Origin of the sequence: Enterobacter cloacae complex sp. 397G4 (genome assembly GCF_050031515.1) — a bacterium.
Lineage (GTDB): Bacteria > Pseudomonadota > Gammaproteobacteria > Enterobacterales > Enterobacteriaceae > Enterobacter > Enterobacter hormaechei_C.
Genome location: NZ_JBLGWE010000001.1, coordinates 3,659,768 through 3,685,936, shown reverse-complemented (window position 1 = coordinate 3,685,936; position 26,169 = coordinate 3,659,768). Strand labels below are relative to the sequence as shown.

Here is a 26,169-nt window from a genome sequence, read left to right as displayed (position 1 = left end):
CTTAATTCGTGCAGGCTATCCGTACTACCGTCTCCGTTCCCGATGCCAGGATGCTGTTTTCCAGCAAATAGAGGGAACTGGTGGAGGTTTCGCCGCTCTTAAGCTGCGGAAAAATATAATCCGTCACCTCTTTTTCGTTGCTTTGATCGCCGAGCCGACGGGCGTGGCTAAGCATCGTCAGATGAAGCAGGTTGCCGGAGAAGGACATGGTATAATTCACGCTGCGCTGTACGGGTGAAGCTTGCCCTACGCGTTTTCCGTCCTGAAAATGGCGGATGTTACCGATATAGGTCGTGTGTCCCTCATGAAGTCCATCGCGGTATGAGCGATAAATTCCTCGCGCCAGCGTCACGTTGTTTTCGTCCTTGATAGTGTAAAACGAGGCTGGGGCAAAGCACGTCTGTTTCAGCGGCGACGTGGCGATCGTGTACCCGATTGTTAACGCTAAACCTGTCATCAGGCCGCCAGCAAAGAGGATCTGCGGGCGTTTAATAAAGATGAAAATAGAACGATTCACAGTCATTCTTTTGCTCCTGAATGGGTTTTTGACAGGCAATAACTGCCTGATATTTATCTATCTTTCCCGTACCGGTAGTGATGTATAAAATTTTACCCGGTCTGTAATGGACGCGTCTTTCCAGCACATATTCGCTATAGGTGTGCAGCGTTGCCTGGATAAGTTCTGTTTGGCTTATTCGGTTTTTTTGCACCATCACGATATGGCCGGGGGGGATCCCTTCTCCCTGCCAGAGGATAAACTCGATGCTCTGCGGGCTGGGGACAAACGCATTTTTGACGGACAAGGCAATAAGAATACCGATCAGCATGCCGCAGACCGCGAACGCAGCGCTTCGCAAAAGCCTTTTTCGACGCGGTGCTGGCGTAGCGGAGGGGGGAGAAGGCGTAACCTCCACCGGCATTTCAGGCGGCGGTGGTGGGGGGAGGATCTCAACGCTTTCAGCCGAGGGTTCCGGCGGGCTCTCTTCACGAATAATCAGGCGATAGCCGCTTCGCGTTACGGCAACCAGCGCAATAGCATCCTGCATCTCTAGCGAGGCCAGCGCTCGTCGAAGCTTGTTCACCATAACGCGCACGCTATTATCCGTGACCTCAACGCCAGCGCTACGCCAGCCGATATCCATTAACTGTTCCTGAGACAAAATTTGTCCCTGCGCTTCCACCAGGGCGGCAAGGCAGAGGCAGGCGCTGGCAGGCAGCGTCACGCACTCGCCGTCGCGCGTTCGTGTTAGTAACCTCGTGTGTAAATCCAGCGTCACTAACGATCCAATCGCAATGTAATTGACCATAATATCTTGATACTTCGTAATGAAAGATAAGGTGAATTGAATGGGTATTTATGTTAATTGGGTAAAGTCTTTTCGTTAACAATGCGCAACAATTTCGGGCTACCTAAGGCTTATATCGCAACTATTCGCGGATCGCTAAAGGTAAATTTCAACGATATTAATGTTATTAATGCCGATGTTAAAAATGGCCAGGCCTCGGTTGGCGTATTTGTGTGATAAATAAAGTAAATGCCCTCCCATTTTGATGCGCATGCGGTGATTCCTCTCGCTGAACCTGGCGGCACGATAGCAGTGGGGTGACGCTTATATTCCTATTTTTCTGAGGCTTAGTACGTGAAGGGCAATGACTGACGGGCATTTGCTGACTGCTCAAGTTAGATAAGCTAAACGCTTAAAAATGTATAAGTAACAGGAGGGAATTTCTCCTTTTGCACGCTGTGCAGCGAAAACGATTTTAACATTAAATATCGGCAGTCGCTATAAATGAGTTGGTTAATTTTATCTCACTGGTCATATCATTTAAACAATGTTGAGATGAGCTGTTTAGCGGAAGGTTGCGTTCATAATAAATAAACGAGATGCGTTCGTTCTTTCATTTCGTATTCAATGGCACTTTACGCATGCTATTTATGGTCGATTACCGATTGTCTCCAAATAGGGTAAACGCGTTTTTATATTGTTTTGCGAGACCTTTTTAACCATATTATTTGTAATGTTTTTGGTTGGTTGTGACTTGCCTGACAGAAGGTCAGGGCAGGGGAGAAGGATTGAGGACGATTAGCGAGGTTCAAAACGAAAAAAGCCCTCCGACAGGGAGGGCTAACGCGCAATAAATACGCGTAAAATGTTGAGGCTTTTCGGGATTAGCGCAGCAGGCTCAGAACGTTCTGAGGTACCTGGTTAGCCTGGCTCAGAACGGATACGCCGGCCTGTTGCAGGATGTTAGAACGGCTCATTGCGGACACTTCCACGGAGAAGTCAGCATCCTGGATACGGGAGCGGGCTTCGGTGGTGTTGATAACAGTGGTGTTCAGGTTCGCGATGATAGAGCTGAAACGGTTCTGAATCGCACCCAGGTCAGCCTGGAAGTTAGTCACTTCGGTCAGGGCTGCATCCAGGTTACCCAGCAGGTCGTCGGCTGCGGCAGCGTTAGCGGCGGTGTTGATGAACGCTGAGTTCGCTGCGCCTGCATCCGCGACGGTAGGGGCAGTTGCGTTATCTGCGAAGGTCAGCTCTTTCACTACAGTGTTACCGCTTGCGTCGGTGCTCTGCGCGAAGTATTTGGTGTTTGCACCGTCTTTCACGGAGAACAGCTGCATGTTGCTGTCAGCAGCGTCAGCGCCAAAGGCCGCGTTGGAGATCTCGTCCAGTTTAGCCTGATCCAGCGTCACTTCAGAACCATCCTGAGCTTTGAAGGTCGCGCCTTCTTTCAGCTTAGTGGCATCGCTCAGCGTAGATGGACCGTTCAACAGGATATCGGCATCCAGCGCGTTGACTTCCGTTACGGCGCCAGCAGGTACAGCACCGTCAATGATCGCATTGCCAGCACCATCATCCTTGAAGGTGATGGCAGAGGTGTCCAGTTTAAACATTTTGTCGGCAGTTTTATCGTAAGCGAAAGCTTCACCATCAGCTACGTACAGCTCGACGTCGCCTGCTGCTGCGCCCACTGCCGTTTCAATTGCGGTGATGTCAGCTGCGGCAACTTTCCAGTTACCGGCAGCAGTGCTGATACCCGTATCGTCGCCCACTGCTTTCGCAGTGGCTGCCTTGGTGTACTGACTGGTGGCGCCAGCAGAGCCGGCAATTTTATCGAATGCAGCAGTGAAGCCGTCCAGACCCAGAGAGTCGATGTCCAGTTTCTTCAGATCGATGTCGATGGTCTGGCCATCTTTGTCGCCAATCTGGATGGTCAGTTTATCTTTGGAGCCATCGAGAACGTTAACGCCGTTGAAGTTGGTGGTTTCAGAAATACGTTTGATTTCGTCCAGACGTGCAGAGATCTCTTTTTTAATGGAGTCACGGTCGTCAGAGGAGTTAGTACCGTTTTTTGCCTGAACGGTCAGTTCACGGATACGCTGTAAGTTCTCGGTTACTTCTTCCAGCGCGCCCTCGGTGGTCTGCGCCAGGGAGATACCATCGTTGGCGTTACGTGCTGCCTGGGTCAGGCCGCGGATAGAAGAGGTGAAGCGGTTAGAGATCGCCATACCTGCTGCATCGTCTTTCGCACTGTTGATACGCAGACCGGAAGAGAGACGCTGAATTGCAGTACCCAGAGAAGTCTGAGATTTGTTCAGGTTGTTCTGAGCCATCAAGCTCAATGCGTTAGTATTAATGACCTGGGCCATATCAATATCCTTTTAAATAAAGTAACGACGGCATTCGCCAGTTAAATATGCGATGTCTGTTGCGCATACTGAATTAATCGGATGAAAAAGAAATGACTAAATTATTTTTTCATAATTTTTTATATTCCAGGAAAAGCATTCACAAGTGATGGCAATTCTCCCGATTACCTCAGTCAATAGCCTGATAAGCGTGTAAGAGTGTATTAATGTGGTGGTTTCGTTGTCGCCTGAACTGTAAAAAATTAAACTTTATGGCCGAAACCCCGATGATATCGCTATATCTATCTTCACTGTAACAGGAATACAAATCATGGCTTCGTTCTCTATGTCAGGCCTCGGCGGCTCCGGGTTAGATATTGAAAGTATGATTTCGCAGCTCCAGGTAGCTGAGAATAAAAAATTAAACCCCTATTTGCAGAAGCAGAGCAATTATGAAGGACAAACTTCCTCCTGGGGTAAAATCTCCAGCAGTCTGGATGCGGTGAAAACGGCGCTGAAAAAACTGGAGGATGAAGGGTTCAATGGGGTCAGCATTGGCACCAACAAGGCATTTAACGCAACGGCAGGTAAGGGAGCGATCCCGAATAGTTACTCGGTCCAGGTTGAGCAGTTAGCAAAAGCCAATAAAGTGGGGACGGCACCGCAAAATGCGAACGACACCCAGCTGGGTGACGGCGCCGGTCCGCGTACGGTGACCATCACCGCAGGCAAAGGCAAGCCGATGGAGGTGGAGCTGAAAGATGATGAAACCTCTCTGGTACAGATTGCTAAAAAAATTAATGCTAAAAATGGCGATGTTACCGCGACGGTAATGCCTGCCGAAGATGGCAAATATCAGCTGGTCGTGACGTCGAAAAAGACCGGCGAAGATGGCGAAATTAGCATCAGCGTAAGCGGCGACAGTAAGCTGGCAAAAGTGCTGGATTACGACCCGGCAGTCACGCCGGGGGCAGATAATGCCCGGGAGATTACGCCGGCGCAGAATGCCATTGTCTACGTTGATGGTACGAAGATTGAACGCAGCTCCAATACCATTTCTGACGCCATTGACGGGATCACCCTCGATCTGCGCGAGGTCTCAGAAAAAGATCCTGACGACGCATCAAAACTGAAATCAGAAACACTGTCGATCACCGCCGATACCTCTAAGGTTAAAAGCCTGATTGAAGAGTTTGTGAATGTCTATAACGCCTATCTTAGCGCGGCATCCAGCGCCAGTGCATACAACGAACCGGAAAAGACGACCGGCGATGAACTGCCGCAGGCCAATGCGTCAAACGGCGCGCTTTTCGGTGACGGTACCCTACGCCGTTTGACCAGCCAGATGAAATCCGCTGTCGCCGGGAGCTATGGCGATGCCGACGATCTGTACAAATCTCTGGGTGCGCTCGGTATCGAGGTGAAGTTCAACGAAACCAAACCCGGCGAGGAGCGTACCGGGACCCTGGGCATACTCACCATCGACAATAAAAAGCTCGACGAAGCGCTGAAGAAAAATCCAAAGGAAGTGGAAGCTCTGTTTTTAGGCACCGGCTCAACGGGCGGGATCAAGGATCGCATGGAGGAGGTGTTCACCACCTATCTGGGCGATAACGATTCGATCCCGAAGGTTGAAGGGGCGATCTCTACCGCTCTCAAGGGGGTAAAGGAACAAAATACCCGCGTTGAAAAACAGATTGCCCGCATGCAGGAACGCATTCAGGACAGCCTTGACCGCAGCCGTAATGAATTCCAGCGTCTCGACCAGGCCCTGACGCAAATGAACAGTACGAGCCAGCAGCTTCAGTCCGCGCTGCTTGGGATCATGGGTTAAACTTAACGCATCCGGGCAGGCCAACTGCCCGGCAGGAACCGAAGATGTACACCAAAACGGGCAACAGCGCCTATTCCTCCGTCTCTCTGGACAGCCAGATTGCTGGCGCCACCCCGCACCAGCTCATCGTTTTGCTCTACGACGGAGCAATCAATGCCATGCGTCGCGCCGAGATCTACTTCCAGTCTGGAAACATCGCTCGCCGGGGTGAGATGATCTCCCGTGCAATCAACATTATTGATAATGGCCTGCGCGCCGGGCTTAACCATGAGGTTGGGGGACAGATTGCCGCCGATCTGGAGCGACTGTACGAGTATATTTCGCGCTCTCTGCTGGAAGCGAACCTTAATAAGTCCGGGGAAATGCTCCCGCATCTTATCTCACTGATGGTGGATATGGCCGAGACGTGGAAAGCCATCGACCCACAGGCGCGTCAGGTGAAGCATGGCTGATAAACTCACGCGGCAAATCGCCCTGATGTTGCAGAGTAACGAACGTCTACAGCAGTTAGCAGACGAGGAGGCGTGGGAGTACTTTAACGAAGAGGTTGCAGCCTACGCCCGGGGTATGCAGGCGCTCTGTGAGTTCAATCTCTCGCCGCTTGCTGAAGACGCCCGCGCACAACTTGCGCAGCTTCTTGCCCAGGACGAACGTCTGCGCCAGCGGATGTCTGTCCGGCTAGGTCATCTCAGCAATAACATTTCTGCTCTACTTAAATCAAACGCGTCTGCCCAGGCATACCACACTGTCTGACGCTCCCGCCCCTGAAGGCGGGAGCATGTCCCGCCTCAATCCCTCTGCAAGATGACGTTAGCGCGTAAAAAAAGCCCGCCATGGGCGAGCTCGGTTACGGGTAAGCAAGAGGCGAATCAGATGCTGATATTGTATTTACGACCCGCAGGTGCCTGGCTGGATTCCCCGGCGGGGCCGTAGAGCGTGTTGGCGTGACCCACGCGGTCTACCACCTTCTGCATATATTGATTCTTCTTCATATGGTTTTGCAGAAGCGTTTCGACCTGCGCGTTCAGCGTTTTGGTGCTTTGCACCCGTTCTCTGATCAGCTTCCAGCTGGTGAACAGCCTGCTGTGATGGTGATAGGGCGCCTGAAGGGCGGAAAGCTGTTCCTGCTGGAGACGCATTTCATCATAGTACTGAATCGACGAAAGCAATTGGCTTTTATTATCCGATAATACCTGTAGCGAAACGGGATTTATTTGTACGCGGCTGAGCTGATTGACCTCTTCAATCATGATGGCTTCCAGCTCGTCCAGGGACGTTTTCATTTGCGTCAGTATCGGGTACAGCTTATCCATAATGTTAAAAAATCCTGCCGTTATTAATACTCAAAAATATGTCGCACCAGCGCCTGAGCAATTTTCTCTGGCTCGATAGTGAGTTCCCCGGAGGCCATTGCGGCACGGATTTTATCCACCCGTGCATAATCCACGTCACGGCTGTCATCGGTCTGAATTTTTTTTGTCAGCGCGCTCAGGGTCACTTCGGTTTTGTTTCCGCGCGCTTCGCCCGTCGCGACACTATTTTCCTGAGTAGTGCCGCGTGTACGCAGTTCCTGTCCGCCAGCCAGATTGCCAATCGGTGCGGTGGGTTGGGTGCTTTCGATGCTCATGTTTATCCTCGCCAGTAATCGTTACTGCTCTTGCCTATACACTAGTCTTCGGAAATACACGAAAAAACTAAAATTATTGTTCTAAAAAAATTGTCACGGCTCCGTCACGACCCACTTTTCCCGTAACGTTACGTCCACCCGTGGTTTTCACGCGCAGCGTATCGTCAACCGCAGCGTTGTTTAGCGCTTTGCCCTGGCTGCGGATAAAGAAACCCGGTCCCGACATGACCAGTTCTACCGTCTGCCCGGCGCGAAGACGCCACTGCTGGCGCAGCTGGTTTTGCAGCACCGGTTTGCCCGCGGAAAGGGGGCGCAAAAGGCGTTGGCCGACAATGTCCCTCGCCTCAAACATTAGCCCAACGGGCAAATCGTCTATGCTGCCGGTCATGGGAGTAATATCGCCCTGCTGCACAATTTCCCCGCCCTTCAGACTATGACTGGCGACCCAGAAGGTTCCCTGGGCGCTAATGCTAAACGGCAGATAGAACTTACGCATGCCGCAGCGCGCCACTGCGGTGCGTTTGCCGGTGAGGCGGTCATCATGCCCGGCCAGGCTCAGGTCAGGATTTTCGCACACCGCTGATAGCTGTCCGGGCGAGGCCAGCAGCGTAACGGTACGAACGATATTGCCTGGATTTTCCGTGAGCTTAACCAGCGCCTCCAGTTTCTGCACTAATCGAAGTTTCGCCGTTGTCGCGGATGGCACGCTGGCATACAGCGGGCTCGCGAAAAGGAGCGTTACCAGCGTTACGCGTAATAATGGAAGCTTCATCTTGTTGCCTTATTGTAAAACCAGTAAAGTAAACGGGTATGCTTATTCTGACTAAATTATATACGTGATAGAAACGCTTTTATTGCGTTAAATAATGACACTTCTGCTGCCGTTTTCATGAATCAGTGCCGCATGTTTTAAATATCTATCTTAATTTCGCTAATAGCGCCTATTTCTGTCAGGTCTTTGCAGTGTGATATTTCATCAGCGCTGTCTACACTATCGCGGTTTATATAAAGCAAGGCAGAGGCCAGAGTGCATGATGAATAAACTTGACGATGCGTTTCGCTTCCAACAGCAAGCGTTAGGTCTGCTCTCGCGTCGGCAGGAAGTCCTGGCATCGAATATTGCGAATGCCGATACGCCAGGCTATCAGGCGCGAGATATTGATTTTTCTCAGCAACTTAAAAATGCGTTAGGGAATAAACCTGCATCAGGGCCTGTCACAATGGCTTTAACGTCCAGCAAGCATATGCAGGGTAAAAAAATGCCTTTTGATGATGCTCAGTTGCTATATCGCGTACCGGATCAACCAAGTGCTGATGGTAACACCGTGGATATGGATCGCGAGCGAGTTAATTTCGCGGATAACGCCATGAAATATCAATCGAGCCTGACATTCCTCGGTGCAGATATTAAGAAAATGATGACGGTAGTCAGTCAGGGGTAAATAAATGTCGTTATTTAGCGTATTTGATATTTCAGGCTCGGCGATGGCCGCGCAGTCAAAACGTCTCAACGTGAGTGCCAGCAATATGGCGAACGCAGACAGCGTTGCCGGACCGGACGGACAGCCTTACCGCGCCCGTCAGGTCATGTTTGAAGCGGACACCTCTGCCGGCCAGGGCATCGGCGGCGTCAGAGTCAGCGACGTAGTGGAAAGTACAGCGCCCGATCGCCTGGTCTATGAGCCCGGTAATCCGCTGGCGGACGAACAGGGATATGTACGCATGCCTAACGTCAACGTGGTCAATGAGATGGTCAATACCATTTCCGCCTCACGCAGTTATCAGGCAAATGTGGAGGTGATGAACTCCGCCAGGGCCCTGATGCAGAAAACCTTAACCCTCGGTCAGTAAGGCAGGATATGACAGTTTCAACGGTAAACGACACCAGCGGCAATACCAGCACCTACGGCACGGGCAGCAGTGCAGCCGACCTCTCCGAGCAGTTTATGAAGCTGCTGGTTGCACAGATGCAAAACCAGGACCCGACTAACCCGATGGATAACAACCAGCTGACCTCCCAGCTGGCACAGTTCAATACCGCCGCGGGAGTGGAAAAACTCAACGCATCTGTCGGCAACGTTCAGGCGCTTATGGCGCAGTTGGGCAGTATGAGCGCCGCCTCCTGGGTTGGCCGTGGGGTACTGATCGAGGGCGATCCGAAAGTCGCCTTTGGTGACGCCACGCAGCCACTGGACGGGGAGGAGAAGCCATCAGACAGCTTTAGTTTCCTGTTATCGGGCGATGCAGAAACGGTCACCGTCACGCTGACGGATGATGAAGGCAATGCCTATACGGCGCAGCTGAAGGACGTGAAATCCGGTGTGAAGACTTACACCCTCGACGATCTGGAAAACTTCCAGCCGGAGCCGGGGCCGCCTCAGGACAGGGAATACACGCTCTCCTTTGAGGCGAAAAATCCGGAAGGCGATAACCCGGAAATATCCGGCCTGATTCAGGAGCAGGTGTCTGGCGTCACGATGACGGCCAACGGCGCGGTACTGCACCTGCTCAATCATGACCCCATCACCATGGGCGACGTGGTTGTTATCCAAAAATAGCGAATAATTTACTCTCTGGAACTTCAATATGAGCTTTTCACAAGGTCTTAGCGGCCTCAATGCAGCCGCCAAAGCGCTGGACGTGGTAGGAAACAATATCGCCAACTCCCAGACAGCAGGTTTTAAAGCAGGCTCCGTGGCCTTCGCCGACATCTTCGCCGGAACGACGGGTCTCGGGGTTCAGGTTGCGGGCGTGACCCAGAACTTCGGCGACGGTGGCCTCACGGCGGGCAATAGCTCGCTGGATATGGGCTTACAGGGAAAAGGATTTTTCCGCATGGTAAGCGAAGGTGGCGCCGTCTATTACGGACGTAACGGCCAGTTTAAGCAGGATCAGAACGGCAATATCATCAACAGCACCAATGGATTGTACCTGACCGGCTACCAGGCGACCGGTACGCCGCCGACAATCGCCCCTGGCGCACCGGTAGGACCCATTCGTATACCGACGGAAGACATGCCCCCCGCGGCGTCCACCGCCGGATCCCTTACGGGTAACCTGAAGTCAGATGACACCACCATCATCACCGACTCGTTCGATTATAGCGATCCGAAAACCTACAACTACCAGAGCCAGATTGAGGCGACCGACACGCTGGGCAATAAACACACCGTAAAGGTCTACTTCGTGCAGACCGCGGCAGGCGAGTGGAAAGCTTACGCGCGCGATGAAACCGCGCCCGGCACGCCTGATGTGACCTCCCTGGATTTAAAGTTCGATAGCAACGGCAATATGGACACGGCGGCGATGGCCAGTACCAAAATGACCATTAACGGGGCCGCGTTTAATGGCTCCGCGCCGCTGAGTATCGACATGGATCTTTCCAGCTTGACCCGCCGGGCCACCGATAGCCTCGTGAAAGTTGACACCATCGACGGTCAGGCCCCGGGTAAATATCAGAGCTTTGTTATTGGCGACAGCGGAGAAGTGGTCGCGACCTACAGTAACGGTCAGCGCCAGACCGTGGCACAAATCGTACTGGCTGATTTCGCCAACAGCGGTGGGCTGGCGGCTGAAGGTAATAACGTCTGGAGCGAAACGCCGCAGTCTGGCCAGCCTTTCCTTGGTACTTCCGGCTCCGGCAGCTTCGGTACGATTAACGGGAATATGCTTGAGCAGTCTAACGTCGATCTGGGTCAGGAGATGGTCAATATGATTGTCTACCAGCGTAACTACCAGTCGAATTCGCAAACCATCAAAACCCAGTCTGAGCTACTCCAGACGCTGGTTAACCTGCGATAAGGGCGGCGGATGGATCGCGCAATATATACCGCATTGAGTGCTGCCAACGCGGCGCTCAACCGCCAGGCCGTGACGTCGAACAATATGGCTAACAGCGCCACGGCGGGCTTTCGTGCTCAACTGGCCGCGTTTCGCGCTGTGCCGGTTGAGGGGCAGACCCTGAAAACTCGCGCGCTGGTAGCGGAATCGACGCCGTATAACGACGACACCATGGGACCGATTACCCACACCGGACGCAGTCTCGATGTTGCACTTCCGCAGAACGGCTGGCTGGCGGTAGCCTTGCCAGACGGTAGTGAAGGGTACACCCGTAACGGCGGCATTGAGATCGATCGGGATGGCGCATTGCAGGTTGGCGGGAAGCCGCTGATGGGCGATGGCGCACCGCTGGTGGTTCCTCCCCATTCGCAGATCACCATTGCGGAGGACGGTACCGTCTCTGCACTTGGCGCGGGTGATGAGCCAACGGCCGTCGTGCCGGTCGGAAGACTGAAAATGGTTAATGCTCCCATGAGCACCCTGCTCCACGGCGACGATGGGCTGTTTCGCCCGGCGGCGGGCAATGCGTTACCCCAGGATGACGCCATGCGTCTGAGTCCTGAATCCCTTGAGGGAAGTAACGTGAGCCCGGTGAAGGCCATGACGGAGATGATCGCCACCGCACGCAGCTTCGAGATGAACATGAAGGTGATCCGCACCGCGGATGAAAACGCGCAAAAGGCCAACCAGCTATTAAGCGTGGGCTAACCCGCGCAAGGAGTACAGATGATTCGGTCATTATGGATCGCAAAAACCGGTCTGGAAGCACAGCAGACCAATATGGACGTGATTTCAAACAACCTGGCGAACGTCAATACCAACGGCTTTAAGCGCCAGCGAGCGGTGTTCCAGGATTTGCTTTATCAAACCATGCGCCAGCCCGGTGCACAGGCTTCCGAACAGACAACGCTGCCAAGCGGCCTCCAGCTGGGTACCGGCGTGCGTCCGGTCTCTACCCAGCGCGTGCATACTCAGGGCGGCCTGAACATGACCGGCAACGATACCGATGTCGCTATCGAAGGCAAAGGCTTCTTCCAGGTGCAGTTGCCTGACGGCAGCACCGCGTACACCCGTGACGGACATTTCGATAAAAATGAAAACGGTCAGTTGGTAAACGCAGAAGGCCATCCCATTCTGCCGGGCGTCGTAGTACCGCAGGACGCCAAAGAGATGCAGATAAGCCCTGATGGTATCGTCAGCGTGACGCTCCCGGGTCAGGCTCAGCCGCAGCAGGTGGGGCAGTTGACCCTGGCGACCTTTGTCAACGATGCCGGTCTCGAAAGCATTGGCGGCAACCTCTATCGTGAAACGCAATCCTCCGGCGCACCGAATGAACTGAATCCGGGCCTTGAAGATGCGGGTACGCTCAAGCAGAAGTACATTGAGACGTCTAACGTCAACGTGGCTGAGGAGCTGGTCAATATGATCCAGGTCCAGCGCGCCTACGAGATCAACAGTAAGGCCGTTTCTGCATCCGAACAGATGTTGCAGAGGCTTACCCAGCTTTAATTTCCTCTCTCTTACCGCTCCGGGCGCAGGCTCGGGCGGATAGATGGTTTATCGACACGTAAATGAAAACACTTTTTACATACAGTCCAACAGGGCTATCGCGTCCTGCACTGCTGGCGGGCGTGCTGCTGCTAAGCGGCTGCGCGCATATTTTGCAAAAACCGCTCGTGGACGGACCAACGTCGGCAGAACCATTACCGATGGCACCGGTCACAACCGGCGGCTCGCTGTTCCAGGCAGGACAGGCCATGAACTATGGCTATCAGCCGATGTTTGAAGACCGCAGGCCGCGCAGCGTGGGCGACACGTTGACGATCCTGCTTCAGGAAAACGTTAGCGCCAGCAAGAGCTCCTCCGCCAGTGCCAACCGTAATGAATCGGCTGGAATGGGATTACTGGCCATGCCGGGCAGCTCGAACAGCTGGCTGGGTAACGGCAAAGCTGACTTTAACGCGGAGGGAAAAAGCGACTTCTCCGGCAAGGGCGGGGCGGCAGCGCGCAACACCTTTACCGGCACCATCACGGTGACGGTAAATAAACTCCTGCCGAACGGCAATTTACAGGTGGTCGGTGAGAAGCAGATAGCCATAAACCAGGGGACCGAGTTTATACGCTTCTCGGGTGTGGTGAACCCTCGCACCATCAGCGGGGCCAACACCGTGCCCTCAACTCAGGTGGCGGATGCGCGCATTGAGTATGTCGGCAACGGCTACATCAACGAAGCGCAGACGATGGGCTGGCTGCAACGCCTGTTCCTGAACCTTTCTCCTTTTTGATACGACGATGAATACAAAATCCATTCTGTTATTTCTCGGCCTGCTGCTCAGCATTCCGATGCTGTACACGCCGGCGCAGGCCGAGCGAATTCGCGATCTGGCCACGGTGCAGGGGGTGCGCTCCAACTCGCTAATGGGCTACGGGCTGGTGGTGGGGCTTGATGGCACGGGCGACCAGACGATGCAGGCGCCGTTTACGGGCCAGAGCCTCAATAATATGTTGTCCCAGCTTGGGATCACCGTACCGGCGGGCACCAACATGCAGCTGAAAAATATTGCCGCGGTGATGGTGACGGCCGAACTGCCGCCGTTCGCCCGCTCAGGGGATAAGATCGACATCGTGGTCTCTTCTCTGGGGAATGCGAAGAGCCTGCGTGGCGGTACGCTGCTGATGACGCCACTTAAAGGGGCGGACAACCAGATCTACGCGATGGCGCAGGGCAATGTGCTGATCTCCGGGGCTGGCGCGCAGGCTGGCGGCAGTCGCGTGCAGGTTAACCAGCTTAACGGCGGTCGCATTAGCGGTGGGGCGACGGTTGAACGCGAAGTCCCGAATGACTTCGCCACGCAAAACACGCTGCGCCTACAGCTTAACGAGTCAGATTTCTCGCTGGCGCAGCAGATCAGCGACGAGATTAATCGTCGCTATAGCGGTGGGGCGGCAATCCCTGAAGATGCCCGTACTGTACGTTTGTTTGCACCGCCGGATGGTCCTTCCCGGGTGCGTTTCCTCGCCAATATCCAGGATATTCCGCTGCGGGTGGGGATACAGGATGCGAAGGTCATTGTTAACTCTCGTACCGGCGCCGTGGTGATGAACCGCCATGTTTCCCTCGATGCCTGTGCCGTAGCTTATGGATCGCTGACGGTAGAGGTTACACAGAATAATGTTGTGAGCCAGCCGGATACTCCCCTCGGGGGAGGGCAGACCGTCGTGGTGCCACAAACCGATATCTCAGTACGCGACCGCGGCGGCTCGCTGCAAAGCGTGCGCAGCAGCACGGATCTGAACGCGGTGATCAGGGCACTCAATACGCTTGGCGCGACGCCAAATGAGCTGATGTCCATTTTGCAGTCAATGAAAAATGCAGGCTGCCTGCGTGCGAAGCTGGAGGTGGAGTGATGAATGCTTTCGATCGTCTGGATAAGCCAGCCTTTGACGTTCGCTCTCTCGACGCGCTAAAGCGCGATGCACGCCGCGCTGAACCCGGGGCGCTCAGGGCGGCGGCGCAGCAGATGGAGGGGATCTTCGTGCAGATGATGATGAAGAGCATGCGCGATGCCACCATCAAAGATGACCTCATGCACAGCCAGTCCACCGATATGTTTACCGCGATGCACGACCAGCAGGTGGCGCAAAATATTGCCGGGAGCGGACAGCTTGGGTTTGCGGATATGATTGTGCGCCAGTCAGGCGGGGAGATCGATAGCCCATCGGTGTCGACGCCCGGCAGCGGTCCGCTTAATTTGCCGGGACTTTCCTCCTCCGTCAGATCCGCCACCGGTCCGCTGGCGCCGTCTGCGTCGGTCTCCTTCAGCAAAGTAGCGCAGGGGGCTCAATCCTTTATTTCTCGTCTGCTGCGTCCAGCACAGATCGCCGCCAGGCAGAGCGGGGTTCATCCGCAACTGATCCTCGCGCAGGCGGCGCTGGAGTCAGGATGGGGGCAGCGTGAAATCCCCACCGCTGACGGCCGCCCCAGCCATAACCTGTTCGGTATTAAGGCCGGAGGTGACTGGCAAGGCAAAACCACAGAGGTGATGACCACCGAATACATCAACGGCGTGAAGCAAAAGATAAAGGCCTCGTTTCGCGTTTACGATTCCTATGAACATGCGCTCGCCGATTATACGAAGCTACTCACTAAGAACCCGCGCTATGCGGGCGTTGCGCATTCCCGTTCGCCGGAGCAGGCGGCCAAAGCGCTTCAGGCGGGGGGATACGCAACCGATCCTGCCTATGCGAAAAAACTGATCGCCATTATTCAGAAAGTAAAAGGTGATATTAAGCAGGGTGTAGAAGCCTATAAAAACGACCTCGCGAAAATATTTTAAAAAAGTTTTTAGATAAATTCGCAATCACCGATGAATAAAGCAGAGCAATAATTTTGACCCTGCCCGAATATCGGGCTGGAAATAACGGAATATCCAGGTGCCTTATGAACAACCTCTTTAGTCTCGCGAAAAGTGGCCTTAGCGTAGCGCAATCCGCTCTTAGTGTGGTAGGCAGCAACCTGACCAATGGCATGAGCGATACCTATAGCCGCCGCAGCCTTGTGATTGGTGAGCTCGGTGGCATGACCACGGGAAACGGATTTTATGGCTACGGTGCGACGGTAACTGGCGTCGATCGCGCTTACGATGCTTTTGCCAACAAGCAGCTACGCGGCTCCGTCTCAAACTGGGCCTCGCTTAACGGCCGCATGGAGCAATTGAGCGACATTGATAATATGTTGGGCGATGAATCCGACAACGTCTCTGTCTCTATCAATAACCTGTTCAAGTCGATGGCGACGCTGAGCGCAACCCCAGATGACGGCCCGGCCCGTTCCGCAGTATTCAGCTCACTCGGCGTATTGACCCAGCGCTTCAATGACAGCGGCAAGCGCCTCACCGCGCTGGAAAAGAGCACCAACACCAATATCGAAACCAGCGTTAAAGAAATTAATAGCATCAGCGACCAGCTGGCAGAAGTGAATAAACAGCTGGAACGCGTACAGGCGCAGAACGGTACGCCGCCTGCGGACCTGCTGGATCAACGTGATGCATTACTGGAAAAACTGAGTGAGCAGATCGGTATAGATGTAACCGAGAATAGCGTATCTGGCCGCGTCGACGTAACGCTTCAGGATGGTCGCCCCCTTGTCTTTGGCGAAAACGCCAGCAAGCTACAGGCCACAGCGTCTGAAAGCGATCCTGACAGAATCGTTGTCTCTTACGTTGATAGCAACGGCACTACCACGCCAGTTAACGAAGCGAGCATTACCAAAGGCCGCCTGGCCGGGTTGTTTAAGTTCCGCAGCGAAGATCTTGAGATCGCTAAAAACGAGCTAAACCAGATCGCCTTTATGATGGCGAGCCGCATGAACGAGCAGCACCGTTTGGGTGAGACGCCAGCGGGTGTGCCGGGGGGCGATCTTTTCTCTCTGCCACCTATGAAGGCGGTGGCAAATGCAGGCAATGCCGGTGGGGGAACGCTCGACGCTATCAGCGTGACGGACTACACCAACGTAAAATCTGAAAATTACAGCATCGACTTTGATGGAACAAACTGGAACGTAATGGGGGAGGACGGACGCCTGGTGAAGCAGGTGCCGGCCGGTTCCGCCACGCTAGAGTTTGACGGCATTGAGATTGATCTCTCCGGTGTGACCGCAAGCGCCGGGGACAGTTTTTCCTTTAATCCTATGGCTGGGGCTGCGGAGGGTATTGGCCGCGCGATCAACAGCGCACAGGATTTTGCCGCAGCGGATGCCTCCGGGGGCGGGGTGGGAAATAATCTTAATCTGGAAGAGATGCTTAAGATCCAGAATGAGAAACTGATTGGCGGCAGCACGCTGACGGAGGCTTATTCAAGCCTGGTGGGCACCATTGGTTCTAACGCGCGGGCGGTAAAATCGGGCATTTCCTCGGCTGAGATCGACCTGCAAACTAAATATGATGCGAAGCAGGCGCTTTCAGGTGTGGATATGAACGAAGAAACCGTCAATATGCAGATGTTTATTCAATATTACCAGGCCAATGCGCAAATTCTACAGACCGCAACCACCATGTTTGATTCGCTGCTTTCGATTAAATAAGGAGCTATCCGATGCGATTAAGTACGCTGTATATGTTTAAACAGAGCGCCGAGAGCATGTCAAAGCGCGTGAGTGATAATAATAATATTTATCTTCAACTCTCTGCTGGAAAATCGTTGCTGCGAGCCTCGGATGATCCAAAGTCCGCTACCGATGCGGTAAATTATCAGGACGCACTGGCGAAGCTTGAGCTTTACAGCAACGTACGTTCAACGGTGCGGAGTTCACTTGAGCATGAAGATAATATCCTGAACGGTGTGGGCAATTTGCTGACCACCACCCTCACCGAAAAAATCGTAGCGGCGAAAACGGAAAGCTACTCTGATGAAGATCGTCGGGCGCTGGGTGCAGAGATTAAAGGTATTCGCGGCAATCTGATGGATCTCGCGAATAATCGCGACGGGAGCGGGCGCTATATTTTTGGCGGATTTAAAAGCGATACGGCGCCGTTTGACGATGCGGGTAACTATGTCGGCGGTGATACCGCTCGTCGACAAACCGTTGCCGATGGTACGGATATGCAGACGGGCCACCTGGGCAGCGATGTTTTCGGGGATATATTCTCTGTTCTTGATAAAGCGGTAGAAGAACTTTCTCGCGATCCCATCGACCGTGATGCGCTGAATGCTGCGTTGAGCGCCGCCAGCGAAGCGGTTTCCGGCGGCATCGATCGTCTGGGTAAGGCGCAGGCGGAACTGGGGACCAACCTTCAGCAACTGGACGCGCTTGATATGAGTGGCGACGTCATGATCAACGACACCATAACCAAGGTTCAGACGGCCATTGGCGCTGACTATAGCACGATGACCTCGCTCATTATGGATTCTAAAATGTCAGAATTTGCGCTGAACGCATCCATGATGGTATTTCAGTCAATGCAAAAAATGAATTTATTTAATAAATAACATTATCTTTCCATCTTATTTATGAAAGTTTTAGCCGTATATTTATGTGCGGCTTATGAGGACCTATGTTAAATAAACTAAAAATCTATACCGTAATCAGCCTGATTATCGGCATGATCTCTTGCATGCTGTTTGGCGTTACGGCTTTTTCCGTTTATAACTCGGTGACGATTAATAAAAATTTTAAACGCGTTGTGGACGTTAATGACAGCAACGCCTATATGACTAACGCCGCATATAACATTAACTCGGTGGTGGCGAATACGAACGGGATGATGCTTCAGACGTCGCTGCATAAACCGCTGTCGCCAGAGATGATCAAACATACCCACAACCTGCTGAAAGAGGCGCGCAAGGAGATGGATGCTTTCGCGCAGGTGAAATTCAACAGCCTGGCAGAGACAAGGGCTGCTGAGGAGCTTCGCGCCAAATTTGACCTGGTTTATAACACCGTCCAAACCAAGCTCGGCTATCTTGAGCGACCGGAAGGATACCCGGGCTCGATGAACGGTGATATGGAACTGCGTACCGAGCTGCGTCAAAAAATTGAGAAGTATTCAGAAATCTCATCTGACCGGGGGTACGAATATGTATCAGTAGCTGAAAGCAGCTACAAGATGATGATTTGGGTAAGCGTGGTGATGATGGCCATCGCGATTTGCGTATTGTTAGCCGTTCGCTACTGGTTGCGTATTGCGCTGGTGCGCCGGATGGAAACTACCGTTGAGATGCTTCAGCGCGTAGCGGCAGGCGATCTGAGTCATGCCATAGAGACTGGCGCTGATAACGAAATTGGCAAAATGCTCAGGGAGCTTGAGAAGATGCGTGTCTCCCTGACCAACACCATTACCGGTATCCGTGAAGGGGTAGTGAATATCCATTCTAACGCCCAGGAGATTGCTCAGGGCAACAGCGACCTTTCCTCCCGTACCGAAGAACAGGCTGCGGCCCTTCAGGAGACGGCTGCCAGCATGGAGCAAATTAAAACCACCGTACGCCAGAATGCGGATAACGCACATGCGGCGCGCAGTCTGGCAGAAGGGGCAAGCATGAATGCCCAAAATGGCGGTGAGGTGATGGTAAACCTGGAAGCTATCATGGCGCAGATTACCGAAAGCTCCCGTCAGATTGCTGATATTAACGGCGTCATCGACAGTATCGCCAATCAGACCAACATTCTGGCCTTGAACGCAGCGGTTGAAGCCGCTCGAGCGGGAGAGCAGGGGCGTGGCTTTGCGGTAGTTGCGGAAGAAGTGCGTAACCTCGCCAAGCGCAGCGCCGATGCAGCGAAAGAGATTAATCAGCTGATTAATACCAGCGTTAACAATATTGATACAGGTTCGCGCCAGGTAAGCCAGGCGAGCGGCGTCATGCAGGACATCGTGACTTCGGTTGCTGAGGTGACGCAGATTATGGGCGAAATCAGTTCGGCCTCTGACGAGCAAAGTGCGGGTATCAATCAGATTTCGCAGGCCGTGAACGAGATGGATCTGGTGACTCAGCAGAACGCGGCGATGGTGGAAGAAGCGGCCATGGCGGCAGGCAAACTGGAATCTCAGTCGGACGAGCTTGAGCAACTTGTTGCCCAGTTTACCCTGCGAGATGAAAAAGTTGAAAAACGCCATACGCCCGCGCCGGAAAAAATGACGTTGCGTCACGTTGAAAATGATAATGCGCAGTGGGAAACGTTCTGACATCTGCGGAAAGAGAATAATTGGCGTCAATAGTGCCGCCAATTATTCCTGTCAGGCAGCGCGATGATTAAATTAACAGAATGCGCATTTTTATAAAAGCTTATCGCACTTTTTGATTATGTGGTTTCAACTGATAATTGAGAATGTGAAGATTAGGTGGAAGAAATGCGTGGACGGTATATACACAGCTGAAGGGCTGGAGAATAAAACGGCATTGTGGTCAAAATACCATTTTATCGTCAGGCAAGAAGCGCTGCGTTTGCATAAGAGACTGCCTGCCAATGTCGAATTAGACGATCTCATTCAGGCGGGCTCCATGGGTTTTTTGAGTGCCATTGATAGCTTTGACCCTAAAAAAGGGGTGGCCCTTAATGCCTGGATCTCACAGCGTGTGAAATGGGCATTAATGGATGAGCTTCGGGAAAGTGATTGGGTTCCACGGCGCGTGCGATCGCATTCGCGGGAAATTGTGTCACTTATTCAGCAGATCGAACAGGAAAAGGGGGGGGAAGCGACCGAAGCTGATATTGCTGAACGGATGGGCGTTTCGCTAAAGGAATTTCAGCAAATGCTGGCTGATAATAATAGCAGCCAGATGTACTCTATTGATGAACTTCAGGAAAACTATTCAGACAGTTGGGAGAGTAATGACGGCGAAAATGCACAGCTTAATCCGTTAAATGAGGCCATTCAGGAAAACTTGATAGCCAACATTGCTGAGCATATCCGAATGATCCCCAAGCGTGAACAGCAGATATTGCAGTTTTATTATCAGCAGGATCTGAACATGAAAGAGATTGGATTAATTTTGGGCGTTACCGAAACGCGCGTTAGCCAGTTGCACAGTTTAGCGATAAAACGCTTACGAAGCAGAATGGATCGGTTAAGGAAAGAATAACATAGCGATAACATTAACAAGATTAACAATATTTCCTAAGTAAAGTTAATTACGTTGCGTGATAATTAAGAATGTTTAACAATGTGTATTTTTATAGGTAAATCATTTGGTTATGATAGTTTTCTGGTGCGCGTTGTTTTCTTAAAGCTTGCTAGGAAAATTCTTAATGAATATGATTTCGTCAGATTTGTGATGTAGCCATCCTTTGGCATTGAAAAGTTTTTCGATAATTTATTGAATCAGCTTGACTGAATTCAGCGATTATCAATGCCAAAAGACTCTCTGCATCGACCGGGTAAACATTTTGCCTTAACTATTTAGCCTTGTTTGTGGTTGAAAAACAGTGGGAGCTTTTTGTGTCCAATTTTGACGAGTATCTGCAAAACATTCACGATATTAATCTTTCTTATTTATTACTGGCGCAGCAGCTGATCAGACAGGACAAGTTTGCTGCCAGTTTTCGTCTCGGCTTATCCGAAGGCACGATTGATAATTTAAAAGAGTTGTCTTTACCACAGTTGATGAAACTGGCTGCGACCAATCAGTTGATTTGTCGTTTACGCGTCGATGACGAAGTGGTCATCGAAAATTTGACGAAAGATTCGCGTATTGAAGCTCTTCAGCAAATTCATACCGGCATCATTTTATCGACAAACTTACTTAATTCATTAAGCGAGTCCGATGCTGCTGTGACGGGAGAAGCATAAAATGTGCGAGAAAAGTTTATTGCAAGAAATTGAAGAGGTAAATATTGCCATGGGGTTAATTAACCTTGGGGCAAGAATGCAGGTTCTGGAATCTGAAACTTCTTTAAGTCGTCGGCGCTTACTGCGCTTGTATAAAGAGTTACGCGGCTGTCCGCCTCCAAAAGGGATGCTCCCTTTTTCTGAAGACTGGTTCATGTCATGGGAGCAGAATATTCACTCTTCCATGTTCTATAATATTTACCTTTATCTTCAGAAAACTGGGGGCGGGCGTCCTATTGAAATATTGATGAAAACCTACCGTCTTTATCTGGAGCAGTGTGGTTCTTGCTGCGACGATAAACCTGTCCTGGGGCTAACGCGTGCCTGGACATTATTACGCTTTATCGACTGCGGTATTATTTCCCGTAAGGCCTGTAGCGTTTGTTCCGGTGGTTTTGTGGTCACGACGGAATTCATCAAAAACCCGTTCACCTGTAGTTTGTGTAGCCCTCCTTCGCGGGCATTTAAGAAATCGCAGGTCAACCTCAGCGGAATCGCAGGCAATTATGCCACGCCGGAAATTATGACAGCCTGACGGATGTTCGATGGCAATGCACAGGATGGCGTTTTATTCGATGCCACGGCACTCGACATCGGTCAGCGAGTAAAAAGGAGAGAGTGTGTTAGTTATCTTTGGCTATCTTGTTGTTATTGCTACCGTATTTGGTGGGTTCGTACTGTCTGGTGGTAATCTGCTCGCGCTGTTCCAGCCTTTGGAATTGTTAATTATCGGCGGTGCCGGGGTCGGCGCTTTTATTGTTGGTAATAACATGAAATCCCTTAAGGCGACGGGTAAAGCTATCGTGAAGCTGTTCGTGGGGAAACGCTACAACAAAACGGTTTATATGGACCTGATGGCGCTTATGTTTTTGCTGCTGTCAAAAAGTCGTGTTCAGGGACTCATGTCACTTGAGAAAGACATTGAAGATCCGGCGGGCAGCGAAATTTTCAGCGCTTATCCTCGTCTGATGAGCGATCCGATGTTAAGCAACTTTATCCTCGATTACTTCCGCCTGATGATTGGCGGAAGTATGAACTCGCATGAAATCGAAGCGTTAATGGATGAGGAAATTGAAACCTGCGAAGAGGAGCTTGAGGTTCCGGCCCACAGTCTGAATACCGTCGGCGATGCCTTTCCGGCCTTTGGTATTGTGGCTGCCGTCATGGGGGTAGTGAACGCGCTCGGTGCCGCGGACCGACCCGCAGCCGAGCTCGGAATGCTGATTGGCCACGCGCTGGTGGGCACGTTCCTCGGAATTTTGATTGCCTACGGGTTTGTATTACCGCTCGCAACCCTGCTGCGTCAGATGAGTTCCGATCAGGTCAAAATCCTTCAGTGTATAAAAGTCACGCTGCTCTCCAGTCTAAACGGCTATGCGCCACAAATTGCCGTGGAGTTTGGCCGAAAAACCATTTTTACCAGCGAACGGCCTTCCTTTGAGGAGCTTGAAGAGCATGTGCGGGAAGTGAAATCCAGCGCCAGCCTTAAGTCTAAGTCTGCGGATGCCACGGCATGAAAAACGATTCCCCGATAATCATTTCGCGCAAGCGAAAGAAGAAAAAGCATGCTCATCACGGTGGTACGTGGAAAATCGCCTACGCCGATTTTATGACCGCGATGATGGCGTTCTTCCTGGTAATGTGGCTGATTTCTCAGTCCAGCACGGTGCAGCGGGAGATGATCGCCGATTACTTCCGCATGCCGCTTAAGCCATCTATGGCCAATGGCGACAAAACCAGCCTGAGCGACAGCATCATCCCCGGCGGCGGTGACGATCTGATGAAGCAGGACGGAGAAGTGGCGAATCATAAGCGGGTACAGAGCGAGCGGCAGCGCTGGATGGAGAGCCTGAAACAGGCCAGAGATAAATTGCAGCAGATGATCGAAACCGATCCCCGGCTCAATAACTTTAAATCCAACATTATGCTGCGTCTTACCAACGACGGCCTGCTCATTCAGATCACCGACAGCCAGGATCGCCCGATGTTTAGAGTAGGCAGCGAGCTGCCGGAATCCTATATGAACGGCATTTTGCAGGCGCTTGTGCCGCTGTTGCAGGAGTTGCCCAATAAAATCAGTCTCACCGGCCATACCGACTCGCTTCCCTATGCGGGCGGCACCTCCGGATACAGTAACTGGGAACTTTCTTCCGGACGCGCCAACGCCGCGCGCCGCGTGCTGGTTAAAGCAGGTCTTGACGATGAGCGTTTTCTTCGCGTGATCGGCACGGGAAGCCGTATGCCTTTAGAAAACAGTGATCCCTCAAGTCCGGCGAATCGCCGTATTAGCATTTTGGTATTAAGTAAAACCAAAGAACAGGATATCCGTCTGGAAGACACGCGCATGCATCGCCCAGAAAACGTCCTGAACAACACTACGCAGCAGGAGGTAAGGGGGTATAGCGATGGACATGAATGATTTCACCGAGATCTTTTTTACCGAAGCGGAAGAGCTGCTGGCCGAGATGGAGAAGCATTTGCTGGAGATTGATGCCGCATCGCCGAATCCTGAACAGGTAAATGCCATTTTTCGCGCAGCGCATTCTTTGAAAGGCGGGGCAGGGACTTTTGGCTTTAATGCCCTGCAAGAGACCACGCATCTACTTGAGAACCTGTTTGACCAGGTGCGAGCCGGAGAACGCTCGCTTAACCGAACGACCGTTAATCTATTTCTGGAATGTAAAGACATTATGCAAGCGCAACTGGAAGCCTATCAGTCTTCTCAGGAACCTGATGAAGCGAGTTATCGCTATATTTGTGAAGCCCTGCGCAAGATTGCTCTGGAAGACAAACATGCCCAGACGGCAGTCGAGTTGCAAGACAAAGCCGTGACGCAGCAGGGGGCAGCTGATGGTGAGCTTTTACTCTGCGTGACGTTGAAGAAAATTCCTGAAAGCGAGCGGGCAATGCTTCAGGAAGAGTTATCCCACATGGGAGAGATTGTCGCTACGCAGAAGGCTGATGATGGCATGGTGGTTCAGCTGCGCACGAGCGCCTCTGCCGACGATATCTCCGCGGTGCTGTGTTTTGTGCTTGAAGAGTCGCAAATACTTATCGAGCATGTCGTTCAACCAGCGTCGGTTGAAGTGACTTCTCCTGTTACGGACAAAGCTTCTGTAGTCGCGGACCATTCAGAACCGCCTTCACGACCTGCCGCGCCGGTGCCAGCCCGTAGTAATAGTCAGGAATCGGGCAGCATCCGTGTGGCGGTCAGTAAAGTCGATCAGATCATTAACCAGGTGGGTGAGCTCATCATCACCCAGGCGATGCTATCTCAGCTTTCCAAAAAACTTGATCCAGCAAGCTACGATATGCTCTCCAGCTGCGTGGCGCAAATGGAGCGTAATACACGCGAGCTTCAATCATCAGTCATGTCAATTCGAATGATGCCAATGGATTATGTTTTTAGCCGCTTCCCGCGGCTGGTGCACGATCTGGGTTCACGCCTGAACAAAGAGGTAGAGCTAACTCTTCGTGGCGGCTCGGCCGAGCTGGATAAGAGCCTGATCGAACGCATTATCGACCCACTGACTCATCTGGTGCGTAACAGTCTCGATCACGGCATTGAGCAGAAAGAAGAACGTGCCCGTAAGGGGAAGTCGGTAGTGGGCAATCTTATCCTCTCGGCGGAACATCATGGCGGCAATATCATCATTGAGGTGACTGATGATGGTGCCGGACTGAACCGGGAGAAAATCCTCGCGAAAGCCCGCTCCCAGGGAATGAATATCAGCGACACCCTCAGCGATGAGGACGTATGGATGCTGATTTTCGCCGCGGGATTTTCCACCGCAGAAAGCGTGACGGATGTTTCCGGGCGCGGCGTGGGTATGGACGTGGTCCGTCGTAACATTATGGCCATGGGCGGCCATGTCGAAGTCCTTTCAAAGCCGGGAGAAGGCACGACGATACGCATTATTCTGCCGCTGACGCTGGCAATCCTTGATGGCATGCTGGTGAAAGTTGGACAGGAGATCTATGTTCTGCCGCTCGGCGCGGTAATGGAATCGCTGAGGCCCGGCGAGGATATGCTCTGCCGCTTCGTCGGGGAGGAACGTCTGCTGCAAATTCGTGGCGAATATCTTCCGCTGGTGATGCTGCGTCAGCGCCTATCGGTGCCCGGCGAGACCGCACCTGAAGATGGCATTGTGGTGATCGTCCAAAGCGCTGGATGCCGCTACGCCCTGTGGGTCGATCAGCTCATTGGTCAGCAACAGGTTGTGGTAAAAAACCTCGAACAGAACTATCGCAAAGTACCGGGCGTTTCAGCCGCGACCATTCTCGGTGATGGCAGCGTTGCGCTAATCCTCGACGTGGTTGAACTGTCGACGATGAACGGACAAAAGGAAAACCATGTCAGGCCGACGTTCGGCAAGCAAGGAGTAACAGCATGACCCAAACAACGACAAAGCCTGCGGGCGCGGACGCCATTGCGCAGGAGTATCTGGTTTTTCGTCTCGGTAACGAAGAATATGGGATCGACATTCTGAAGGTACAAGAGATACGTGGATGCGATAGCGTTACTCGTATCCCGAACGCGCCAGGTTTTATCACCGGCGTGACCAACCTGCGCGGTGTGATAGTGCCAATAGTTGACCTTCGCGTGCGCTTCAGTCTTCCTGACGTTCAGCAGTATGACAGTACGGTAGTGATCATCCTTAACCTCAATAATCGCGTTGTAGGAATCGTGGTAGACGGTGTGGTTGACGTGCTGTCGATGGACATGGATCAGATTAAACCGACGCCGGACTTCGCGTCCATGCTATCAAGCCGCTATCTTCTTGGGCTTGGCGTGATGGAAAACAGAATGATCATCCTGGTCAATATCGAAATGCTGCTCAGCCGTGAAGAGATGGATATGGTGGATTCGATGCTGGAAACTAGCCTGGCCTAGCCTGATATATACCCA

28 protein-coding genes are annotated in these 26,169 nt (G+C 52.3%); 22 read left to right on the top strand and 6 right to left on the bottom strand.

The window, feature by feature from the left end; translation table 11 throughout:
• Position 1 precedes the first annotated feature (1 nt).
• The 3 genes from ACQG1Y_RS17770 to ACQG1Y_RS17760 form a co-directional block, all read right to left on the bottom strand.
• Positions 2-523: a hypothetical protein gene (locus tag ACQG1Y_RS17770; protein WP_048974273.1), complete on the bottom strand. Its 522-nt coding sequence runs from the start codon at positions 521-523 to the stop codon at positions 2-4.
• Positions 489-1,307 (bottom strand): transcriptional regulator, encoded by an 819-nt coding sequence (locus tag ACQG1Y_RS17765; RefSeq protein ID WP_063659118.1) that lies wholly within the window; start codon positions 1,305-1,307, stop codon positions 489-491. Before ACQG1Y_RS17765 ends, ACQG1Y_RS17770 begins: the two co-directional genes overlap by 35 nt.
• A gap of 863 nt (positions 1,308-2,170) precedes the next feature.
• Positions 2,171-3,655: a flagellin gene (locus ACQG1Y_RS17760; RefSeq protein WP_063659116.1), complete on the bottom strand. Its 1,485-nt coding sequence runs from the start codon at positions 3,653-3,655 to the stop codon at positions 2,171-2,173.
• A gap of 310 nt (positions 3,656-3,965) precedes the next feature.
• Here ACQG1Y_RS17760 and fliD point away from each other — a divergent pair, with 310 nt between their 5' ends.
• The 3 genes from fliD to fliT are packed head-to-tail and all read left to right on the top strand — an operon-like array spanning position 3,966 to position 6,221.
• Positions 3,966-5,468, top strand: coding sequence for a flagellar filament capping protein FliD (gene fliD, locus ACQG1Y_RS17755; RefSeq protein ID WP_368740747.1), 1,503 nt, complete (start codon positions 3,966-3,968; stop codon positions 5,466-5,468).
• A gap of 44 nt (positions 5,469-5,512) precedes the next feature.
• Complete coding sequence (fliS, locus tag ACQG1Y_RS17750) at positions 5,513-5,920, top strand: flagellar export chaperone FliS (protein WP_017692827.1); 408 nt, start codon at positions 5,513-5,515, stop codon at positions 5,918-5,920.
• Positions 5,913-6,221, top strand: a complete 309-nt coding sequence (gene fliT / locus ACQG1Y_RS17745; protein WP_015571604.1) for a flagellar protein FliT — start codon at positions 5,913-5,915, stop codon at positions 6,219-6,221. Before fliS ends, fliT begins: the two co-directional genes overlap by 8 nt.
• Positions 6,222-6,337: 116 nt before the next feature.
• On the opposite strand, the gene ACQG1Y_RS17740 is transcribed toward fliT, so the two are convergent.
• The 3 genes from ACQG1Y_RS17740 to flgA all read right to left on the bottom strand — a co-directional run bounded on the left by ACQG1Y_RS17740 (position 6,338) and on the right by flgA (position 7,867).
• Positions 6,338-6,781: a flagella synthesis protein FlgN gene (locus ACQG1Y_RS17740; RefSeq protein WP_015571603.1), complete on the bottom strand. Its 444-nt coding sequence runs from the start codon at positions 6,779-6,781 to the stop codon at positions 6,338-6,340.
• Positions 6,782-6,804: 23 nt separating this feature from the next.
• Positions 6,805-7,095: a flagellar biosynthesis anti-sigma factor FlgM gene (flgM, locus tag ACQG1Y_RS17735; protein WP_017692828.1), complete on the bottom strand. Its 291-nt coding sequence runs from the start codon at positions 7,093-7,095 to the stop codon at positions 6,805-6,807.
• Between the two features lie 73 nt (positions 7,096-7,168).
• Positions 7,169-7,867, bottom strand: a complete 699-nt coding sequence (gene flgA, locus ACQG1Y_RS17730; RefSeq protein WP_015571601.1) for a flagellar basal body P-ring formation chaperone FlgA — start codon at positions 7,865-7,867, stop codon at positions 7,169-7,171.
• 259 nt (positions 7,868-8,126) lie between these two features.
• Between flgA and flgB the strand changes: the two genes are divergently transcribed.
• The 19 genes from flgB (at position 8,127) to ACQG1Y_RS17635 (ending at position 26,154) form a co-directional block, all read left to right on the top strand.
• Entirely contained in the window at positions 8,127-8,537 is a 411-nt protein-coding gene (gene flgB, locus ACQG1Y_RS17725) for a flagellar basal body rod protein FlgB (RefSeq protein WP_015571600.1), read from the top strand.
• Positions 8,538-8,541: 4 nt separating this feature from the next.
• On the top strand, positions 8,542-8,946 hold the full coding sequence (gene flgC / locus ACQG1Y_RS17720; RefSeq protein WP_015571599.1) for a flagellar basal body rod protein FlgC: 405 nt from the start codon (positions 8,542-8,544) through the stop codon (positions 8,944-8,946).
• Between the two features lie 8 nt (positions 8,947-8,954).
• Positions 8,955-9,653, top strand: a complete 699-nt coding sequence (locus ACQG1Y_RS17715; protein WP_015571598.1) for a flagellar hook assembly protein FlgD — start codon at positions 8,955-8,957, stop codon at positions 9,651-9,653.
• A 28-nt stretch (positions 9,654-9,681) separates the two neighbouring features.
• Positions 9,682-10,896: a flagellar hook protein FlgE gene (gene flgE / locus ACQG1Y_RS17710; protein WP_015571597.1), complete on the top strand. Its 1,215-nt coding sequence runs from the start codon at positions 9,682-9,684 to the stop codon at positions 10,894-10,896.
• A 9-nt stretch (positions 10,897-10,905) separates the two neighbouring features.
• Positions 10,906-11,643 (top strand): flagellar basal body rod protein FlgF, encoded by a 738-nt coding sequence (locus ACQG1Y_RS17705; RefSeq protein ID WP_017692829.1) that lies wholly within the window; start codon positions 10,906-10,908, stop codon positions 11,641-11,643.
• An 18-nt stretch (positions 11,644-11,661) separates the two neighbouring features.
• On the top strand, positions 11,662-12,444 hold the full coding sequence (flgG, locus tag ACQG1Y_RS17700; RefSeq protein ID WP_426736901.1) for a flagellar basal-body rod protein FlgG: 783 nt from the start codon (positions 11,662-11,664) through the stop codon (positions 12,442-12,444).
• A 62-nt stretch (positions 12,445-12,506) separates the two neighbouring features.
• Entirely contained in the window at positions 12,507-13,220 is a 714-nt protein-coding gene (locus ACQG1Y_RS17695; RefSeq protein WP_426736900.1) for a flagellar basal body L-ring protein FlgH, read from the top strand.
• A 58-nt stretch (positions 13,221-13,278) separates the two neighbouring features.
• On the top strand, positions 13,279-14,343 hold the full coding sequence (locus tag ACQG1Y_RS17690; RefSeq protein WP_045324746.1) for a flagellar basal body P-ring protein FlgI: 1,065 nt from the start codon (positions 13,279-13,281) through the stop codon (positions 14,341-14,343).
• Positions 14,343-15,272: a flagellar assembly peptidoglycan hydrolase FlgJ gene (gene flgJ / locus ACQG1Y_RS17685; RefSeq protein WP_017692831.1), complete on the top strand. Its 930-nt coding sequence runs from the start codon at positions 14,343-14,345 to the stop codon at positions 15,270-15,272. The genes ACQG1Y_RS17690 and flgJ overlap by 1 nt, the downstream gene beginning before the upstream one ends.
• Positions 15,273-15,376: 104 nt before the next feature.
• Complete coding sequence (gene flgK / locus ACQG1Y_RS17680; protein ID WP_017692832.1) at positions 15,377-17,017, top strand: flagellar hook-associated protein FlgK; 1,641 nt, start codon at positions 15,377-15,379, stop codon at positions 17,015-17,017.
• An 11-nt stretch (positions 17,018-17,028) separates the two neighbouring features.
• A complete protein-coding gene (gene flgL / locus ACQG1Y_RS17675; protein ID WP_017692833.1) occupies positions 17,029-17,922 on the top strand; it encodes a flagellar hook-associated protein FlgL in 894 nt (297 codons plus the stop codon).
• Between the two features lie 65 nt (positions 17,923-17,987).
• On the top strand, positions 17,988-19,616 hold the full coding sequence (locus tag ACQG1Y_RS17670) for a methyl-accepting chemotaxis protein (RefSeq protein WP_032649212.1): 1,629 nt from the start codon (positions 17,988-17,990) through the stop codon (positions 19,614-19,616).
• Positions 19,617-19,785: 169 nt separating this feature from the next.
• Complete coding sequence (gene fliA, locus ACQG1Y_RS17665) at positions 19,786-20,514, top strand: RNA polymerase sigma factor FliA (protein ID WP_026094273.1); 729 nt, start codon at positions 19,786-19,788, stop codon at positions 20,512-20,514.
• Positions 20,515-20,870: 356 nt separating this feature from the next.
• Positions 20,871-21,221 (top strand): flagellar transcriptional regulator FlhD, encoded by a 351-nt coding sequence (gene flhD, locus ACQG1Y_RS17660; RefSeq protein WP_023295279.1) that lies wholly within the window; start codon positions 20,871-20,873, stop codon positions 21,219-21,221.
• 1 nt (position 21,222) lies between these two features.
• Positions 21,223-21,795: a flagellar transcriptional regulator FlhC gene (gene flhC / locus ACQG1Y_RS17655; protein WP_015571589.1), complete on the top strand. Its 573-nt coding sequence runs from the start codon at positions 21,223-21,225 to the stop codon at positions 21,793-21,795.
• A gap of 85 nt (positions 21,796-21,880) precedes the next feature.
• A complete protein-coding gene (gene motA, locus ACQG1Y_RS17650) occupies positions 21,881-22,777 on the top strand; it encodes a flagellar motor stator protein MotA (RefSeq protein WP_017692837.1) in 897 nt (298 codons plus the stop codon).
• Positions 22,774-23,679 carry a flagellar motor protein MotB gene (gene motB / locus ACQG1Y_RS17645; RefSeq protein ID WP_017692838.1) on the top strand — a complete coding sequence of 302 codons (906 nt, stop codon included), beginning with the start codon at positions 22,774-22,776 and terminating at the stop codon, positions 23,677-23,679. Before motA ends, motB begins: the two co-directional genes overlap by 4 nt.
• Positions 23,666-25,654 carry a chemotaxis protein CheA gene (gene cheA, locus ACQG1Y_RS17640; RefSeq protein ID WP_252065026.1) on the top strand — a complete coding sequence of 663 codons (1,989 nt, stop codon included), beginning with the start codon at positions 23,666-23,668 and terminating at the stop codon, positions 25,652-25,654. Before motB ends, cheA begins: the two co-directional genes overlap by 14 nt.
• The gene (locus ACQG1Y_RS17635; protein WP_058689509.1) at positions 25,651-26,154 is read left to right on the top strand and encodes a chemotaxis protein CheW; all 504 of its coding nucleotides are present in this window, start codon (positions 25,651-25,653) and stop codon (positions 26,152-26,154) included. Before cheA ends, ACQG1Y_RS17635 begins: the two co-directional genes overlap by 4 nt.
• Positions 26,155-26,169 lie beyond the last annotated feature (15 nt).

Coding starts and splice junctions, on each gene's coding strand:
- ACQG1Y_RS17770 (WP_048974273.1), bottom strand. CDS start 523: ATGACTGTGAATCGTTCTATTTTCATCTTTATTAAACGCCCGCAGATC.
- ACQG1Y_RS17765 (WP_063659118.1), bottom strand. CDS start 1,307: ATGGTCAATTACATTGCGATTGGATCGTTAGTGACGCTGGATTTACAC.
- ACQG1Y_RS17760 (WP_063659116.1), bottom strand. CDS start 3,655: ATGGCCCAGGTCATTAATACTAACGCATTGAGCTTGATGGCTCAGAAC.
- fliD (WP_368740747.1), top strand. CDS start 3,966: ATGGCTTCGTTCTCTATGTCAGGCCTCGGCGGCTCCGGGTTAGATATT.
- fliS (WP_017692827.1), top strand. CDS start 5,513: ATGTACACCAAAACGGGCAACAGCGCCTATTCCTCCGTCTCTCTGGAC.
- fliT (WP_015571604.1), top strand. CDS start 5,913: ATGGCTGATAAACTCACGCGGCAAATCGCCCTGATGTTGCAGAGTAAC.
- ACQG1Y_RS17740 (WP_015571603.1), bottom strand. CDS start 6,781: ATGGATAAGCTGTACCCGATACTGACGCAAATGAAAACGTCCCTGGAC.
- flgM (WP_017692828.1), bottom strand. CDS start 7,095: ATGAGCATCGAAAGCACCCAACCCACCGCACCGATTGGCAATCTGGCT.
- flgA (WP_015571601.1), bottom strand. CDS start 7,867: ATGAAGCTTCCATTATTACGCGTAACGCTGGTAACGCTCCTTTTCGCG.
- flgB (WP_015571600.1), top strand. CDS start 8,127: ATGATGAATAAACTTGACGATGCGTTTCGCTTCCAACAGCAAGCGTTA.
- flgC (WP_015571599.1), top strand. CDS start 8,542: ATGTCGTTATTTAGCGTATTTGATATTTCAGGCTCGGCGATGGCCGCG.
- ACQG1Y_RS17715 (WP_015571598.1), top strand. CDS start 8,955: ATGACAGTTTCAACGGTAAACGACACCAGCGGCAATACCAGCACCTAC.
- flgE (WP_015571597.1), top strand. CDS start 9,682: ATGAGCTTTTCACAAGGTCTTAGCGGCCTCAATGCAGCCGCCAAAGCG.
- ACQG1Y_RS17705 (WP_017692829.1), top strand. CDS start 10,906: ATGGATCGCGCAATATATACCGCATTGAGTGCTGCCAACGCGGCGCTC.
- flgG (WP_426736901.1), top strand. CDS start 11,662: ATGATTCGGTCATTATGGATCGCAAAAACCGGTCTGGAAGCACAGCAG.
- ACQG1Y_RS17695 (WP_426736900.1), top strand. CDS start 12,507: ATGAAAACACTTTTTACATACAGTCCAACAGGGCTATCGCGTCCTGCA.
- ACQG1Y_RS17690 (WP_045324746.1), top strand. CDS start 13,279: ATGCTGTACACGCCGGCGCAGGCCGAGCGAATTCGCGATCTGGCCACG.
- flgJ (WP_017692831.1), top strand. CDS start 14,343: ATGAATGCTTTCGATCGTCTGGATAAGCCAGCCTTTGACGTTCGCTCT.
- flgK (WP_017692832.1), top strand. CDS start 15,377: ATGAACAACCTCTTTAGTCTCGCGAAAAGTGGCCTTAGCGTAGCGCAA.
- flgL (WP_017692833.1), top strand. CDS start 17,029: ATGCGATTAAGTACGCTGTATATGTTTAAACAGAGCGCCGAGAGCATG.
- ACQG1Y_RS17670 (WP_032649212.1), top strand. CDS start 17,988: ATGTTAAATAAACTAAAAATCTATACCGTAATCAGCCTGATTATCGGC.
- flhC (WP_015571589.1), top strand. CDS start 21,223: ATGTGCGAGAAAAGTTTATTGCAAGAAATTGAAGAGGTAAATATTGCC.
- motB (WP_017692838.1), top strand. CDS start 22,774: ATGAAAAACGATTCCCCGATAATCATTTCGCGCAAGCGAAAGAAGAAA.
- cheA (WP_252065026.1), top strand. CDS start 23,666: ATGGACATGAATGATTTCACCGAGATCTTTTTTACCGAAGCGGAAGAG.
- ACQG1Y_RS17635 (WP_058689509.1), top strand. CDS start 25,651: ATGACCCAAACAACGACAAAGCCTGCGGGCGCGGACGCCATTGCGCAG.